Here is a 16371-nt window from a genome sequence, read left to right as displayed (position 1 = left end):
AACCGATGGGGCGGCACTGCAATGAGTGGTGAAGTGTCCGGACTTCCGGAGGACTCTTCGAACGCGGGTGCGGGACTGCACCCCGTGCTCCGCGCTCTGCGCGCGCTGCGCGACGGGGACTTCACCGCGAGGGTCCAGGTGGCCGCGGACGCCGTCCCCGGCGTCCACACCGAACTCGCCGATACGGTCAACCAGCTCGCGACGCGCGCCGAACACCTCGCGGGCGAGCTGACGCGGGTGCGCGCGAACGTGGTGCGGCGCGGCCGTGTCGACGAGCGCCTTACGGCAAGTCCCGGCCAGGGCATGTGGACGGACTCCGTACACGCGGCCAACACCTTGCTGGAGACGCTCCTCGGCTCGACGGCGGAGGCCACCCGTGTACTTGCGGCAGTCGCCGACGGCGATCTCTCGCGCCGGGTCGACCTGCACGAGGACGGCAGGGCCCTGCGTGGCGAACTGCGCCGCCTGGGACGCACGGTGAACCGCATGACCGATCAACTCGCCCTCTTCACGGACGAGGTGACGCGTGCCGCGCTCGACGAGGACGGCGAGGGCACAGGCCGCGGACCGGGCGGCAAGCACGGCGGCCCGGTCACCGCGCACACCACCGTCAGCGGACTGTCCGGCAGCTGGCGGGACGCGGCCGAGGCCGTCAACAGGATGGTCTCCGACCTGCGTGAGACCACACAGGCCAAGGAGTGGCTGGAGTCCAACCTCACCCGTCTCGCCTCCCTCATGCAGGGACGCCGGGACATCCGCGAGATCGCCGAGCCGATCATGCGGGAGCTGCCGCCGCTGGTGGGCGCCCAGTTCGGCGCGTTCTTCCTCGCCGGGAATCCCGAGGAGGGCGCTCCCCCTGGCGACGGGGAGCTGTCGTACGTCGCCGGTTACGGCACCGCCGCCTACTCGCCCGGCGCACGCCCGCGCGGCGGCGTCCACGGGCACAGCCTGATCGCCCAGGTCGCGGCGGAGAAGCGGCGGCTGCTGCTGACCGACCTTCCGCCGGACTACCTGCCCATCGGCTCCGGCCTCGGCGAGGCGCGGCCGGCGTGCGTGGTGATCCTTCCGGTGCTGTACGAGGACACCCTGCTGGGCGTGCTGGAACTCGCCTCGTTCAGCACGTTCAGCGACATCCACCTGGCCTTCTTCGACCAGTTCGTCCACACCATGGGCGTCGCCCTGCACACCATCAGGGCGAACACCGCACTCTCCGAGAAGGCCGCGCTGCTGGCCGCGTCCTCCCAGTACAAGACGCAGTTCCTCGCGAACATGTCGCACGAGCTGCGCACTCCCCTCAACTCGCTGCTGGTCCTGTCCAGGCTGCTCGCGGACAACGAGGGGGCGCGGCTCTCGGAAGAGGAGGTCCGCTTCGCGCAGACCATCCACCGCTCGGGCACGGACCTGCTCTCGCTGATCAACGATGTGCTGGACCTCGCCAAGATCGAGTCCGGCCGGATGGAGGCCCGTCCGCACAATCTGACGCTGACCAAGCTGCTCACGTACGTCGAGGACACCTTCCGTCCGATCGCGCACGACCGCGGTCTGCGGTTCTCGGTCACGTCCGCGGACGACGCGCCCGGCGAACTCCACGTCGACGAACGGCGGTTGCAGCAGGTGCTGCGCAATCTGCTGTCCAACGCGATGAAGTTCACCGCCGACGGCAGCGTCGAACTGCACGCGGAGCCCGCGGCGGAGCGCGGCAACGACGGCGAACCGCTGATCGCGTTCAGGGTCAGGGATACCGGCATCGGCATCGAGCCGGAGCAACTGCCGCGCATCTTCGAGGCGTTCCAGCAGGGCGACGGCTCCTCCCACCGCACCTACGGCGGCACCGGGCTGGGCCTCGCCATCAGCCGGGAGCTGGCGGAGCTGCTCGGCGGGCGCATCTCGGTGGAGAGCACGCCGGGCGCGGGCAGCACCTTCACGCTGTACGTACCCGCCTCGTCCCCGGCCGCGCCCGCCGGTGGCGCACCGCAGGCAGCCGAACCGCCGGCCGCGGTCGTGCCCGCCCAGCTGCCGCCGCCCCGCAGCAACGGCTGCTCGACCGGCAGCGGTGGCGGCTCCCCTGCCGACCGCGCCCGTACGGAGAGCGTCCAATCGGTGGCGCAGGCGCCGGAGTCCGGTCTCACGGCCTGGCAGAGCGGGCACGCCGCGCGCGTGCTGCGGGACAAACGCGTGCTGATCGTGGACGACGACATCCGCAACGTCTACGCGCTGACCCATCTCCTGGGCAGGGTCGGGATGTCCGTCCGCTACGCGGAGAACGGATCCGAGGCGCTGACCACTCTGGAGGGCGGACCATCCGTCGATGTCGTGCTCATGGACATCATGATGCCGAAGATGGATGGTTACGAAGCCATCCGTAACCTCCGTGCCGACCCGCGCTTCGAGGCGCTGCCCGTCGTCGCGCTCACCGCACAGGCCATGCCCGGGGACGGGGAGCAGTCGCTCTCCGCGGGAGCCTCCGCATATGTGCCCAAGCCGGTGGCCGTCGAAGCGTTACTCGGCACGCTGCTCTCCCTGCTCGACCGACACTCCTCACCGAGGCCGCGATGACACCCGAACTCCACACCCGCATACCGCACTCCTCGTACAGAGGCGGCTCCGAGGAGGCGGGCGTCCTCCTGGTCGACGACCGCGAGGACAATCTCGTCGCGCTGGAAGCGGTGCTGGGCACGCTGGAGGTGCCGCTGGTGCGGGCGACGTCCGGCGAGGAGGCGATGAAGGCGCTGCTGCGCCAGGAGTTCGCCGTCATCCTGCTGGACGTGCTGATGCCGGGCATGGACGGCTTCGAGACCGCGGGCCACATCAAGCGTCTGGACCAGACCCGGGACGTGCCGATCATCTTCCTGACCGGAGCCGACGCGGCCGCCGAGGCCGGCTACGCCTTCCGTGGGTACGCGACGGGAGCGGCCGACTACCTCACCAAGCCGTTCGATCCGTGGATGCTGCGCTCGAAGGTGTCCGTCTTCCTCGAACTGCACCGCAAGAACCAGCAGTTGCAGCAGCTGCTGGCGGGCGAACGCGACCGGCTCGGCGAGTTCGCGGTGCGGCTCGAGGCCCTGGAGCGCTGCCTGGATCCGGGAGGCGCCAATGCCGCCGGCTCGACGGAGACCGCGGAGAGCGGGGAGACCGGGAACTCACCGGCCGTGCCGGATGTGCCGGAACTCGCGCGTCGCATAGGCGAGTTGGCCGACGCGCTGCACCAGATGCGCAGCGACCTGCCCTGAGCGCAGAACACCGGCCGGCTCGGCACGCAGAACGGACGCGCACACCCGGCACGGACCCGGACCGACGCGGAAACCCCGGCACGGGAACGGCGTGAGCCGGGCGGCCGTCGTACGCACCGCCCGGCTCACGCCGTCTGGCTCACATCACGCGGACCGCGCCCTCAGGCCTCGCGGGTCCCCGCGTACATCTCCTCGATCAGGTGCCCGAACTCCCGCTCCACCACTGGCCTCTTGAGCTTCAGGCTGGGCGTCAGCTCACCGTGCTCGATGTCCAGGTCGCGGGGCAGCACGCGGAACTTCTTGATGGTCTGCCAGCGCTGGAGCGTGCCGTTGAGCTCCTCCACGTAGCCGTCGACCATCTGCCGCACCTCGTCGCTCGTGACGACCTGGCCGTAGGGCTTGCCCTTCAGCGACTCCTGCTCCTCCGCCCACGCGGTGAGGCTCACCTCGTCGAGCGCGATGAGGGCGGTGCAGAAGTTGCGGTCGGCGCCGTGCACCAGGATGTTGGAGACGTACGGGCACAGGGCCTTGAACTGGCCCTCGACCTCGGCCGGCGCGATGTACTTGCCGCCGGAGGTCTTGATCAGGTCCTTCTTGCGGTCGGTGATCCGCAGGTAGCCGTCCTCCGACAGCTCGCCGATGTCGCCGGTGTGGAACCAGCCGTCCGACTCCAGGACTTCGGCCGTCTTGTCCGGCAGCCCGTGGTAGCCCTCCATGATCCCGGGGCCGCGCAGCAGGATCTCGCCGTCCTCGGCGATGCGCACCTCGGTGCCGGGCAGCGGCTTGCCGACGGTGCCCGTCCGGTACGCCTCGCCGGGGTTGACGAAGCTCGCGGCGGAGGACTCGGTGAGCCCGTACCCCTCGAGGATGTGGATGCCGGCACCGGAGAAGAAGAAGCCGATGTCGGGGGCGAGGGCGGCCGAACCGGAGACGCAGGCGCGCAGCCGCCCGCCGAACGCGTCGCGCAGCTTGGCGTAGACGAGCCGGTCCGCGACGGCGTGCTTGGCCTTCAGGCCCGCGGGCGCCGTGGCGTTGCCGGTGCGGCGGAAGTTCTCCTGCGTGACCTTGGCGTACTCGCGGGCGACGCCGGCCGCCCACTGGAAGATCTTGAACTTGGCGGCACCGCCGGCTTTCGCCTTGGAGGCGACACCGTTGTAGACCTTCTCGAAGATCCGGGGGACGGCCGCCATGTACGTCGGCTGCACGACCGGCAGATTCTCGATGATCTTGTCAATGCGGCCGTCCACCGCGGTCACGTGCCCGACCTCGATCTGCCCGGCCGTGAGCACCTTGCCGAAGACGTGGGCCAGCGGCAGCCACAGGTACTGCACGTCCTCGACCGTCACCAGGCCGGACTGCGCGATGGCCTTCGCCATGTACGACCAGCAGTCGTGGGGCAGCCGCACACCCTTGGGCTTGCCGGTCGTGCCGGAGGTGTAGATGAGCGTGGCGAGCTGGTCCGAACGCAGCGCCTGCACCGTCTTCTTGACGCAGTCGGAGTTCTGCAGGAGGTGCTCGTTGCCGCGCCTGGTCAGCTCGTCGAGGCTGATCACCCAGCCCTCGGGGTCGCCGTACTCGGGGCCCGCTCCGGAGACGCCGCCGGACTCGGAGACGTCACCGGCGTCGATGACGACGACGTGCTTGAGGTTGGGCAGCTCCGCGCGGCGCTGCCGCACCTTGGCCAGCTGCTCGGCGTCCTCCGCGAAGAGGACACGGCTGTCGGAGTCCGCGAGGATGTACGCGGTCTCCTCCTCGTTGGTGCTCGGGTAGACCGTGGTGGTCGCGGCACCGGCGCACAGGATCCCGAGGTCGGCGAGAATCCAGTCGACCCGGGTGCCGGAGGCGATGGCCACGCGCTCCTCGGGGGCGACACCGAGGGTCATGAGGCCCGCGGCGATTCCGAAGACGCGCTTCGCGGCCTGGCCCCAGGTGTAGCTGCGCCAGTCGTCGGGTCCTTCGCCCGCGGCGGAGGGCACCGGATAGCGGTATGCCTCGGCATCCGGGGTGGCCTCGACCCTTTCCAGGAAGAGTGTCGCCACGGAGGGCGGCCGGTTCTCGATCAGGGGTTGTGTGTCGCTCACGACATCCTCCGCTGGCCCGCACCTTAGGTCGGTGTGATTTGCGTGGGGGTGAGTGCTTGTTGACTCACGAGTAACTAGAAACAGCGGCCAGCCTAGAGGCCGTCGCTCCCCAACGTAAGGGGGTCGTGGCTCGCAATGCGTCGATCACCTCGCGATCGTCACAGGCTCCCCAGGAAACACAGAGAGACGGGCCGCGAACGGCCCGTCTCACCCCTGTTTCTGCGTCTTTTCGGGGCCGCTCAAGTAGCCCTTTCGTTATTTTTCATTTCTTCGCTTTGGCACCGTCTGCTCCGGTGCCCGCACCGTCGGTGGAGAGCGCGGCGATGAATGCCTCCTGGGGCACCTCGACGCGGCCCACGACCTTCATCCGCTTCTTGCCTTCCTTCTGCTTCTCCAGAAGCTTCCGCTTGCGGGAGATGTCACCGCCGTAGCACTTCGCAAGCACGTCCTTGCGGATCGCGCGGACGGTCTCGCGCGCGATGACGCGCGCACCGATGGCGGCCTGGATGGGCACCTCGAACTGCTGGCGGGGAATGAGTTCACGCAGCTTGTTCGCCATGCGCGAGCCGTAGGAGTACGCCTTGTCCTTGTGGACGATCGCCGAGAACGCGTCGACCTGGTCGCCCTGCAGCAGGATGTCGACCTTGACCAGGTCGGCCGACTGCTCGCCCGTCGGCTCGTAGTCGAGCGAGGCGTAGCCGCGGGTGCGGGACTTCAGCGCGTCGAAGAAGTCGAAGACGATCTCCGCGAGCGGGAGGGTGTAGCGCAGCTCGACCCGGTCCTCGGAGAGGTAGTCCATGCCCAGCAGGCTGCCGCGCCGCGACTGGCACAACTCCATGATCGCGCCGACGAATTCGCTGGGCGCGATGAGCGTGGCCCGTACGACCGGCTCGTGCACCTTGTCGATCTTGCCCTCGGGAAACTCGCTGGGGTTGGTGACGGTGTGCTCGCTGCCGTCCTCCATCTCCACGCGGTAGACGACGTTGGGAGCGGTGGCGATGAGGTCGAGGCCGAACTCCCGCTCCAGGCGGGCCCGGATCACCTCCAGGTGCAGGAGCCCGAGGAAGCCCACGCGGAAGCCGAAGCCGAGCGCGACGGAGTTCTCCGGCTCGTACGACAGCGCCGCGTCGTTGAGCTGGAGCTTGTCCAGGGCGTCGCGCAGCTCCGGGTAGTCGGAGCCGTCCAACGGATACAGGCCGGAGAAGACCATGGGCTTCGGGTCCTTGTATCCGGGGAGCGCCTGCTCGGCGCCCTTTGTGAGGCTGGTCACGGTGTCGCCGACCTTGGACTGGCGCACGTCCTTCACACCGGTGATCAGATAGCCGACCTCGCCGACGGCCAGACCGTCGGAGGCCGTCATCTCCGGTGAGTTGGTGCCGATCTCCAGCAGCTCGTGGGTGGCGCCCGTCGACATCATGCGGATGCGCTCGCGCTTGCCCAGGTGTCCGTCCACGACCTTGATGTACGTGACGACACCGCGGTACGCGTCGTAGACCGAGTCGAAGATCATCGCGCGAGCGGGTGCGTCCGCGACGCCGACGGGCTGCGGCACCTGCCGGACCACCTCGTCGAGCAGCTCCTCCACGCCCTCGCCGGTCTTCGCGGAGACCTTCAGCACGTCCTCGACCTCGCAGCCGATGAGGTGCGCGAGCTCCGCGGCGAACTTCTCCGGCTGGGCCGCCGGCAGATCGATCTTGTTGAGGACCGGGATGATCGTGAGGTCGTGCTCCATCGCCAGATACAGGTTGGCGAGCGTCTGCGCCTCGATGCCCTGAGCCGCGTCGACCAGCAGGATGCACCCCTCGCACGCGGCGAGCGACCGGGAGACCTCGTACGTGAAGTCGACGTGGCCGGGGGTGTCGATCATGTTCAGGATGTGCGGGGTGTCCTTGGCCTCCGTGGGCGCCCAGGGCATGCGCACGGCCTGCGACTTGATCGTGATGCCGCGCTCACGCTCGATGTCCATGCGGTCGAGGTACTGGGCGCGCATCTGCCGGTCCTCGACGATGCCGGTCAGCTGGAGCATGCGGTCGGCGAGCGTCGACTTGCCGTGGTCGATGTGCGCGATGATGCAGAAGTTACGGATCAGCGCCGGGTCGGTGCGGCTCGGCTCCGGCACGTTCGAAGGGGTCGCGGGCACGCAAGGTCCTGTCGGGTCTTCGGGGGTCGGCGGGAAGGGCCTCAGCGAGGCTCTCCGGGAAGCTCTCGTACGAATTCGCAGCCTCCATCGTCCCATGCGCGTGCGGTACGGGCCGGATTGGGAGGCCGAGGGGCCTGCTGGTAGCCTGACCGACTGTGCCTCGTGCGCTCTGCAGCCGGCCGGACTGATCACTTCATCACGCCGATCACTCCGGTCGTGGCTCCCGCGGATCGTTCCGGTCGCGGCGACGGCTCGAAGCCGGCGCCCGCAGCAGAAGCTCACGGTGGTACGGAAGGCATCATCACCGAACCCGTAAAGGCTCTTTTTCGTGGCGAACATCAAGTCCCAGATCAAGCGGATCAAGACCAACGAGAAGGCGCGTCAGCGCAACAAGGCGGTCAAGTCGGAGATCAAGACGGCGATCCGCCGCACTCACGAGGCCGTCACCGCCGGCGACCAGGCGAAGGCCACCGAGGCCCAGCGCGCCGCCGCCCGGAAGCTCGACAAGGCCGTCAGCAAGGGCGTGCTGCACAAGAACAACGCGGCGAACAAGAAGTCCGCGCTCGCCAAGCGCGTCTCCGGCCTCAAGGGCTGACACCAGCCTCTTAGCCGGTGCGGGTCCGACGGGCCCTCTCATTCCGTTCCGTACCGGCCTTCACAGCGTGCAGCCGGCTTCGTGGCCGTTTCTCGTGGTCCACGGACCTCACGCTGTGATTCCCGCGCCGCACGCGGCCTGCGTTCGCCACGCGGGTGCGGCACGGGAGATCGCTTCGCGATCGCTCACAGAACCGACGAAGGCCCCGCAACGCTTTCCCCAGCGTCCGCGGGGCCTTCGCGGTGTTACGGGGCGGGGCGTCCGCGCTCCGGGGGCTGGAGGGTCGACCGGGCAGGAGGCCGCCGGAGCAGGGGCCGGTGGGCGCAGCCCGTCAGCCGGAGCAGAGGTTGTTCTCCCAGGCCCAGGCGGCGATCTCGACCCGGTTGCGGGCCGCGAGCTTGCGCTGCGCGTTGGCCAGGTGGGTCTTGACGGTGGAGAGACTGACGTGGAGCTCACAGGCCAGTTCCTCGTTCGTGCGGCCGCGGGCGACGAGCCGGACCACATCCAGCTCCCGCGGCGTCAGCGGCTCGGTGGGACCCCTCCCCCGGGACTCCCGCGCCTCCTTCCTCTGCCGCTTCTGCCTCCTCGCTGTGTCCGCCCGTCCCCCTTCGGGGCCGTCGGCACCGCCGGCCGCCATGCGGGAGAGCAGCCGGACCGTGACCGACGGCGCGATCATGGCGTCCCCCGACGCCGCCGCCCGTACGGCCTCGGTCAGCAGCGCGGGCGACCCGTCCTTGAGGAGGAAGCCGCAGGCTCCGTTGCGCAGGGCACGGTAGACGTACTCGTCGAGGTCGAAGGTCGTGGCGATCAGGACGTTGAGCGGGTCGGTGACGCCGGGACCGGCGAGCAGACGTGTGGCCTCCAGACCGTCGAGCCCGGGCATGCGGATGTCCAGGAGGCACACATCGGGGCGCAGTCGCTCGGCCTCCTCGACGGCAGTGACGCCGTCGGCTGCTTCGGCCACGACCTCCATGTCCGGCTGGGAGCTCAGGATCATGCGGAAGGCTGACCGGACCATCTCCTGGTCGTCGGCGATGAGCAGCCGGATCGTCATTCCGCTCATGGTGTCAGAAGGCCCGCCAGCGGCGGACGCGTTCAGGTCGCCGACGGCAGCGGCAGGCACGCCTCGACGCTCCAGCCGGCGTCCTCCCTGGGCCCGGCGGTGAGGCTGCCACCGACTCCTTCGACCCGCTCGGCGAGCCCCTTCAGGCCGAACCCGCCACCGACGTCGGACGGTTCGCCGGATGCGCCGCCGTCGTCCGTCACGGTCAGCTCGAGCATGTGCGGGGAGTCCGGTCGCGGACGGGCGGCTACGACCACGGACGTGGCACCGGGTGCGTATCTGCGGGCGTTGGTCAGCGCCTCCCGTACGACCCCGTGAGCGACGCCCACGAGCCAGGGCGGCAGAGGCCGCGCGGAGAGCCCGGCGTCCACGTCGACCTTCACCGGCGGTGGACCGGTCGCGGAGAACGCCTCCGCGGCACGCCCCAGCACCTGCGGCAGTTCCTCCTCGGGCGGTGCCTGCGGCGGCGTGGTGCTGCGCAGCACGGAGACCATGCCGCGCATCGAACTCAGCGACTGCGAGGCCGCGTTCTCGATTCCCGCCAGCATCTCGTCGAGCTCCGCGGGGTCCTGCTCGCGGCCCTGCTTGGCGGTGAACCGGGCGGCCCTCGTCTGCGTCACGATCGCCGTCACATGATGGGCGACGAAGTCGTGCAGGTCGCGTGCGTATTCGAGCCGTTGGGCCTCCCGGATGCTCTCCCGCTCCCGCGCCCGCAGCCGGTCCCTCAACCGGAGAGACAGCCCGGCCGGGATCGCGACCAGAACGCAGAAGAACAGCGCGGTCTCCAGCAGATTCAGATGCTCGGCGTTGACGTCCGACAGCCGCAGCGGCACCAGCCCGGCGGCGATACCGGCCGCGGCCACGACGGTCTGCGCCTTCACCGGTCTCAAGTGCCGGACCGCACGGGCGACAAGGGCCAGCAAGGCGCAGAGCTCCAGCAACCCCGGTGTGTGTTCGGGGCGTTGGGACAGGTTCGCGGAGACGACGGAGAGCGCCGCCGACGCCGTCACAGCGAGCGCAGCACAGCGCGGCAGCAGTTCCAGAGGCACGGCAAGCGCCGCCCAGCAGAGCGCACCGGTCACGACGGTGGCCGCAGCCGTCGGTATGAACTCCGTGTCCCGTCCTTCGAGGGCGATGAAACCGAGCAGGACCCCGGCGGTGGTCACGAGGAGGACCTGACGGTGGAGGGGGAGGGAGCTGAAGGCTCTGAGCATGCCGGAACGGTACGGGAGCCTCAGGGCTGTGCACCTCGGCCATTCGGCCGAGGTGCAGGAGGGTGCGCTGTTGCCTGTGTCGGCTCAACGGCTGAGGCGGGAGGGCGCGGGTGACCCCCGGGGTCGGCCCGGAGGGCTGCCGTTCCCGGCGGCGCAGTTCGGCGCTCGGCGCGTCGGGGGCTCCAGGTTCTGAGCATGCGTCCGGGAAGGGCCCGGCCCGGGATTCACCGTCCACAGAAGGCAGTTCGTGAGGACGAGGTCCGGCACGGCAGAGGGTCAGGCGTGCACCGGTCCACCGGTCAACATGGCGGGTGGTGGAGGCGTGCGCCGGGCACGATCGTCGCCCGGGTCCGGGGGCCGAGGGCGGGGGTCCGGGGGCCGGGGGCCGCGACGCCACCGGCCCAGGCTCGACCCTCCGGTCAGCGGGAGCGGGCAGCCTGCGCGACGGCGATCACAGCCTGCTCCAGCGCGTACTCCGGGTCGTCGCCGCCGCCCTTGACCGCCTCGTCGGCTGCCGCCACAGCGCGCAGCGCCGTGGAGACTCCGTCCGCCGACCAGCCGCGCATCTGCTGACGCACCCTGTCGACCTTCCAGGGCGGCATGCCCAGTTCGCGTGCCAGGTCACCGACCCGCATACCGCGAGGGGCGGAGGCCAGCTTGCCGATGCCGCGTACGCCTTGCGCCAGCGCGCTGGTGATCAGTACGGGAGCGACGCCGGTCGCCATCGCCCAGCGCAGCGTCTCCAGTGCTTCTGCCGCGCGGCCCTCCACTGCGCGATCGGCGACGGTGAAGCCGGAGGCCTCGGCCCGCCCCGTGTAGTAACGGGCGACGACGGCCTCGTCGATGGTGCCCTCGACGTCCGCCACCAACTGGGTGCAGGCGGACGACAGTTCACGCAGATCGCTGCCCACGGCGTCGATGAGGGCCTGGGCCGCCTCCGGTGCCGCCGACCTGCCGAGCCGGCGGAACTCGCCCCGTACGAACGCGAGCCTGTCGGCCGGCTTGGTCAGCTTGGCGCAGGCCACCTCGCGAGCACCGGCTTTGCGGGCCGCGTCGAGCAGTCCCTTGCCCTTGGCTCCTCCCGCGTGCAGCAGGACGAGCGTGATCTCCTCGGCGGGGGCGGCGAGATAAGCCTTCACGTCCTTGACGGATTCCGCCGAGAGATCCTGCGAGTCGTACACGGCGACGACCTTGCGCTCCGCGAAGAGGGACGGGCTGGTCAGCTCGGCGAGCGTGCCCGGCTGAAGGTCCGCGGAGGCGAGCTCGCGCACATCGGTGTCCGCGTCGGCGGCACGCGCCGCGGCGACCACCTCGCGCACCGCCCGCTCCAGCAGCAGCTCCTCCTGCCCCACCGCGAGGGTGACAGCGGTCAGCGGGTCGTCCGTCGTCTTCTTCTGCGTGCCAGCCATCGCCGAACAGCATCCCACGGCGCACTGACACTGCTGGCCGGAGCAGAATGCCGGTGTGACGGACGTACGACACATCCTGGTGCTGCCCGACCGCGACGCCGCCGAAGAGGTCGCTGAGGAGCTGATCCAGCGCTTCGAGGGGCCGCACGAGGAGCCGCAGCTGGTACGGGAGGCGCTGGCGGGCGAGGACGACGCCGAGGACGCCCAGTGGCTGGTGGTCCTCGAGGCCGCGCAGGGGCGGTACGACCCGAAGCTGCTGGACGCGCTCGCCGACGAGTACGACGGCTGGCTGGAGTGGGACTGACCGTCCCTCGGGCGACGGTTTGCCGGGCACGTCCCGTGCCCTCACGGCTCGGCAGGGGCGGGTTGCGGGGCCGCATTGGCCCCTCCGCCAGCAGCCGGTCACCGTCGGCTGTCGGCCGTCGGCCGCCGGCAGGGGCGCCTCGGCACAACCGGGACGCCCGAGGCCCTGGAAGCCAAGGCGCGGGGTGCCCAGGCGCGGGGTGCCCAAGGCACGGAACACACCGCAACCGGGGCAGGGCACGCGGGCGAGCGGCCAGCCAGGACGCCGGGCGCGACCAGCCGCCACCACCGGTCTCGGGACACCGTCGGCCCCGGCTGACGGCGAGGAAGCCGCCCGGCCCCGCACGAGCCGCACGCACGTCACCACGCCCGCTGGGGAGGCGAGCGGGACGCGGACGGTTCGGCGCCCGTCGCGCGCTCCGTGACGACCGCCGGTGAGCCCCCGTCGCCGCTCGCGGCGCCGCCCCGTATCCGAGAGCCGGTCACCGCCAGCGCGCCGCTGCGGTCCGTACGGCGGACCAGGGCGCCCGCCGCTTGCAGCGCGGCCACGGTACGCGGCGCAGGGTGACCATACGGGTTGTCCGCACCGCAGCTGATCAGGGCGATGCGGGGGCGGAGCCGCGCCAGCAGCCCCGGGTCCTGGTAGGCGGAGCCGTGGTGTGCGACCTTCAGGACGTCCACGGACGGCAGGGCCGGGTAGGCCGCCAACAGGCCGCTCTGTGCGCCCGGTTCGAGGTCTCCGGGAAGCAGCAGGGTCATTCCGCCCGTGCGGAAGAGCAGCGTGATGCTGGCGTCGTTGGCACCCTCGGGACGCGACGCGGCCGGAGCGGCCCCCGGCGGACCTGGCCACAGTGCTTGCCAGGACAGTCCCCCCACGTGCCGTCGCTCGCCCGCCGTCGAGCCGATGACGCGGACACCCGCACGGGCGGCCGTGCGGCGCACGAAGTCCGCCTGCCCCGGCGGCTCTTCGAGCGACGTCGTCTGGATCGCCCCGATTTCCCTGCCCTTGAGGACGCCCGACAGTCCCGCCACGTGGTCCGCGTGGAAGTGGCTCAGAACGAGCAGTGGGACAGAGGTGACACCGAGAGTGCGCAGGCACCGGTCGACGGCCGCCGGGTCCGGGCCCGCGTCGACGACCACCGCCTGGTGCGCCTCGCCCGTCGCAAGAGCCAGCGCATCGCCCTGTCCGACGTCGCAGGCCACGAGCCGCCACCCGGAGGGCGGCCAGCCGGTGAACGGCCGCACGAGCGGCACCGGACGCACCACCGCGAGCAGCAGGAGCACCACGCACGCCGCGCACAGCCAGGGATGCCTCAGCAGCGCCGCCGGCCCCGCTCTCCTGCCCAGAATCAGCACGGCGGCGGTGATTGCCGCGAGCAGCAGCGCACCTGTCCAGCTGCCGGGCCAGCCGATCTCCGCACCCGGCAGGGCGGCACCCGTGCGTGCGAGCTCGGCGATGCCCTCGGCGGGCCAACTTCCGAGCCACGCCAGCGACTTGGCGACCGGCATCGCGAACGGCGCCGCAGCCAGTGCCGCGAAGCCCAGCACGGTCGCGGGAGCGACGGCGAACTCCGCGAGGAGGTTGCACGGTACGGCGACGAGGCTGACATGCGACGCCAGAACGACCACCACAGGCGCACACACGACCTGTGCGGCAGCGGCCGCCGCGAGAGCTTCCGCCAGGCGTCCGTTCATTCCCCTGCGCCTCAGGGCCGAGCTCCAGCGCGGCGCCAGGGTGAGCAGCGCGCCGGTGGCCAGCACTGACAGCAGGAACCCGAACTCGAGCGCCAGACCAGGGTCGTGGAGCACGAGCAGCAACACCACCGCGGCCAGCGCCGGCAGCAGGGAGCGGCGCCTCCCGGTGACGAGGGCGACCAGCGTGATCAGGCCGCAGCCCGCGGCCCGTATGACGCTCGGCTCCGGGCGGCAGACGACCACGAAGGCGAGTGTGACCAGTGCGCCGAGGACGGCCGTGGTGCGCAGCGGGATGCCCAGCCGTGGGGCGAGGCCCCCGCGCTCGGCGAGATGAGCGGTTCCCGGTGGCCCGATGAGCACCGCGAGCATGATCGTGAGGTTTGCACCACTGACCGCCAGCAGGTGCGTCATGTCCGTGACGCGGAAGGCCTCTTCGAGGTCCGGCCGCAGCCGCGAGGTGTCGCCCACGACCAGGCCGGGCAGCAGACCGCGCGCGTCCCCGCTGAGGCCGTCCGCCGCTTCCCGCAGGCCCGCACGCAGGCTGCCGGCGACGCGCTGAAGTTCCGTTGGGCCCCTGACCACGGGAGGCGGCCCGTCGGCCGTCAGGCGGACCACAGCGGCGACGTCCTGTCCGTGCCCCGTGCGCAGGGGCATCGTGAGCCGCGCCTCGGCCCTCAACCCTGTCGAGGGCAGCAGCCGTTGCCACCGTGCGGGCGGTGGCCCGTCCCGCTGCTGGACGATGACGAGCACCGGCGTGCGCACGGAGCGGTCGAGGGGCCCGGGAGATGTGTCGTGGGCCGATTCCGGAGAGCCCCGGGTTGTGACGTGCGTGGCCTCGGCACGGAACAGCAGGGCTCCCGGGGTCTGCTGGGCTCCGCGCACCCGTGGCCGGATCCGCCGCGGGTCTTCCTTCACGGTCAAGTCCACAGTTGCCGTGGCGTGTTGCTCCGCGAGGCGTGGCAGCGGCCCCCGGCGCAGGTCCGCCGAATGGAGAGCCGCCACCCCGCCCCCGGCCGCCGCGCACAGCAGAGCCGCGGCGGCTGTGAACAGGATCGGCGAGCGACCACCCGGCCCCTCTCGCAAGCCGGTGCGGAACCGCGACAGGAACGGGGAAGTCGACCCGATTCCGCCCACCCCGCGTCCCGCCCGTAAGAGCAGCAGGGCCGCTCCCAGAACGCATGCCACCACCCCCGCGGTGGCCGCTGGACCGGAGACGCCCCACGCCAGTGCGGCGGCTGCCCATGCGGCCAGCGCGAGCGGAACGAGCCGCAGGTCCGCGGCATCCCGCCCCGGAGCGGTCCCGACGCGAGTTGGGCCCGCCGCGAGGGTGCCGGTCACGGACACGACGCCGCCGGTCATGGGCTGACCTTCGGCCGGATGTCGGCGAAGCGGCGCTCGCCGATGCCGTTGACCTCCTTGAGCTGATCCAGGGAGGTGAAGCCGCCGTGCTCCTCCCGGTACTCCACGATGTGCTGCGCGAGGACGGGGCCGACGCCGGGGAGCGTCTCCAACTGCTCGGTGGTCGCGGCGCTGAGGCTCATGAGCCCTCCCGGCGGGGCGCCACCCGCTGCCGGTCCACCGCTCGGGTCCGCGCCCGCAGCCCCTGCACCTGGCCGCGCACCGCTTCCCGGGGACGCTCCCCCGGCGACGATCTGCTCCCCGTCGACCACGCGCCGGGCACGGTTGAGACCGCTGACGTCGGTGCCGGGGCGGACGCCGCCCGCGGCCTCAAGGGCATCGGCGACCCGGGCGCCGTTCGGCAACTTGTAGATGCCGGGCCTGCGTACCTTGCCGGAGACATCCACCACGAGCCGCCCGCCGGCCAGTTGACCTGGGACCTTCGCAGCACCCGCCGCAGGGCCCGCAGAATCCGGCGCTTCCGCCGCGGAACCGGCGGGCGCCCGCTCCGCCGAGGGTGCCCGCACCGCCTCGGGACGCCCCGTCCAGAAGTGATGGACGGCGAATCCGACGGCGACGACCAGCACGACGGCGAGCGCGAGCAATGTCCTCGGCTCGATCCCGCAGCGCAACTGCACCCACAGCGGGAGCCGTTCGCACAGGGCCAGCCGGGCCCTCCCCCACGCGCCGGGCGTCCCGGCCACGTCCGCACCCGCGGGCCCGGCCGACTCCGGCGTGGGCCGGGCCGCATCACCGAATTCCCTTGCGGCAGCGGCAGTTGGAGCAACTGCGGAGGGACGCATCGCCGCCCGCCGGGCGCGGCTGCGCCGTACGGACTCCCGTGCGCTTGCCATGGCGGCGGCGCGCGGCAGCACCGCCGCGCCCGATGTACCGCAGGCCCTGGACACCGGAGGATCGAGGCCCGTTCCGCCGCCGGGACCACTGCTCCCTGCGAGGGCCCCGTCCTCCGCCCCGCCATCGGCGAGCAGTGACGCGGCCCGTTCCCCGGGCCCGTACGGCAGCGCGTCGTCGGCGGCACTGCCGGGCGCCTCCGACGTGGAGCGGCGCCCGCGTCCCGGCCGGGAAGCATGACCTCGGGCCCCACCGGGCCGCCGCGTGGAGTCCGCCCCGGCTACCGCGCCGACCGGGGATCCGGGCCGGCTCCGGGAACGGTGACGGGACCGGACACCGGTATCCGCGGGGACAGCGGCCCTGCGTTGAAGACGACCGGAGCGGTGACGGG

General features: G+C 71.4%; 11 protein-coding genes. 4 read left to right on the top strand and 7 right to left on the bottom strand.

All coding sequences use genetic code 11. The features are described from left to right. Nucleotides 1-33 precede the first annotated feature (33 nt). Nucleotides 34-2556 (top strand): ATP-binding protein, encoded by a 2523-nt coding sequence (locus tag G4Z16_RS23740; protein ID WP_197352695.1) that lies wholly within the window; start codon nucleotides 34-36, stop codon nucleotides 2554-2556. Further along, nucleotides 2553-3230, top strand: coding sequence for a response regulator (locus G4Z16_RS23735; protein WP_197352694.1), 678 nt, complete (start codon nucleotides 2553-2555; stop codon nucleotides 3228-3230). Before G4Z16_RS23740 ends, G4Z16_RS23735 begins: the two co-directional genes overlap by 4 nt. A gap of 161 nt (nucleotides 3231-3391) precedes the next feature. On the opposite strand, the gene G4Z16_RS23730 is transcribed toward G4Z16_RS23735, so the two are convergent. Together G4Z16_RS23730 and lepA are read right to left on the bottom strand one after the other, a co-directional pair. Then, nucleotides 3392-5311, bottom strand: coding sequence for an AMP-dependent synthetase/ligase (locus G4Z16_RS23730; protein ID WP_197352693.1), 1920 nt, complete (start codon nucleotides 5309-5311; stop codon nucleotides 3392-3394). Between the two features lie 262 nt (nucleotides 5312-5573). Beyond that, nucleotides 5574-7451 carry a translation elongation factor 4 gene (lepA, locus tag G4Z16_RS23725; protein ID WP_197352692.1) on the bottom strand — a complete coding sequence of 626 codons (1878 nt, stop codon included), beginning with the start codon at nucleotides 7449-7451 and terminating at the stop codon, nucleotides 5574-5576. 328 nt (nucleotides 7452-7779) lie between these two features. On the opposite strand from lepA, the gene rpsT reads away from it, so the two are divergent. Then, complete coding sequence (rpsT, locus tag G4Z16_RS23720; RefSeq protein ID WP_197352691.1) at nucleotides 7780-8046, top strand: 30S ribosomal protein S20; 267 nt, start codon at nucleotides 7780-7782, stop codon at nucleotides 8044-8046. Nucleotides 8047-8377: 331 nt separating this feature from the next. Here the strand turns inward: rpsT and G4Z16_RS23715 are convergent, their stop codons facing one another. From G4Z16_RS23715 to holA, 3 genes are all read right to left on the bottom strand, one after another. Continuing rightward, a complete protein-coding gene (locus tag G4Z16_RS23715; RefSeq protein ID WP_246531021.1) occupies nucleotides 8378-9109 on the bottom strand; it encodes a response regulator transcription factor in 732 nt (243 codons plus the stop codon). Nucleotides 9110-9141: 32 nt separating this feature from the next. Continuing rightward, a complete protein-coding gene (locus tag G4Z16_RS23710) occupies nucleotides 9142-10323 on the bottom strand; it encodes a sensor histidine kinase (RefSeq protein ID WP_197352689.1) in 1182 nt (393 codons plus the stop codon). A gap of 419 nt (nucleotides 10324-10742) precedes the next feature. Next, on the bottom strand, nucleotides 10743-11732 hold the full coding sequence (holA, locus tag G4Z16_RS23705; protein ID WP_197352688.1) for a DNA polymerase III subunit delta: 990 nt from the start codon (nucleotides 11730-11732) through the stop codon (nucleotides 10743-10745). A 55-nt stretch (nucleotides 11733-11787) separates the two neighbouring features. Between holA and G4Z16_RS23700 the strand changes: the two genes are divergently transcribed. Further along, a complete protein-coding gene (locus tag G4Z16_RS23700; protein ID WP_197352687.1) occupies nucleotides 11788-12036 on the top strand; it encodes a hypothetical protein in 249 nt (82 codons plus the stop codon). Nucleotides 12037-12395: 359 nt separating this feature from the next. Here the strand turns inward: G4Z16_RS23700 and G4Z16_RS23695 are convergent, their stop codons facing one another. Next, nucleotides 12396-15089 (bottom strand): ComEC/Rec2 family competence protein, encoded by a 2694-nt coding sequence (locus tag G4Z16_RS23695; RefSeq protein WP_197352686.1) that lies wholly within the window; start codon nucleotides 15087-15089, stop codon nucleotides 12396-12398. Beyond that, the gene (locus G4Z16_RS23690) at nucleotides 15086-16036 is read right to left on the bottom strand and encodes a ComEA family DNA-binding protein (protein ID WP_246531020.1); all 951 of its coding nucleotides are present in this window, start codon (nucleotides 16034-16036) and stop codon (nucleotides 15086-15088) included. The genes G4Z16_RS23695 and G4Z16_RS23690 overlap by 4 nt, the downstream gene beginning before the upstream one ends. Nucleotides 16037-16371 lie beyond the last annotated feature (335 nt).

Origin of the sequence: Streptomyces bathyalis (assembly GCF_015910445.1) — a bacterium.
GTDB lineage: Bacteria > Actinomycetota > Actinomycetes > Streptomycetales > Streptomycetaceae > Streptomyces > Streptomyces bathyalis.
The sequence above is the reverse complement of the archived record's forward strand: the minus strand, read 5'-3'. Positions and strand labels throughout refer to the sequence as shown.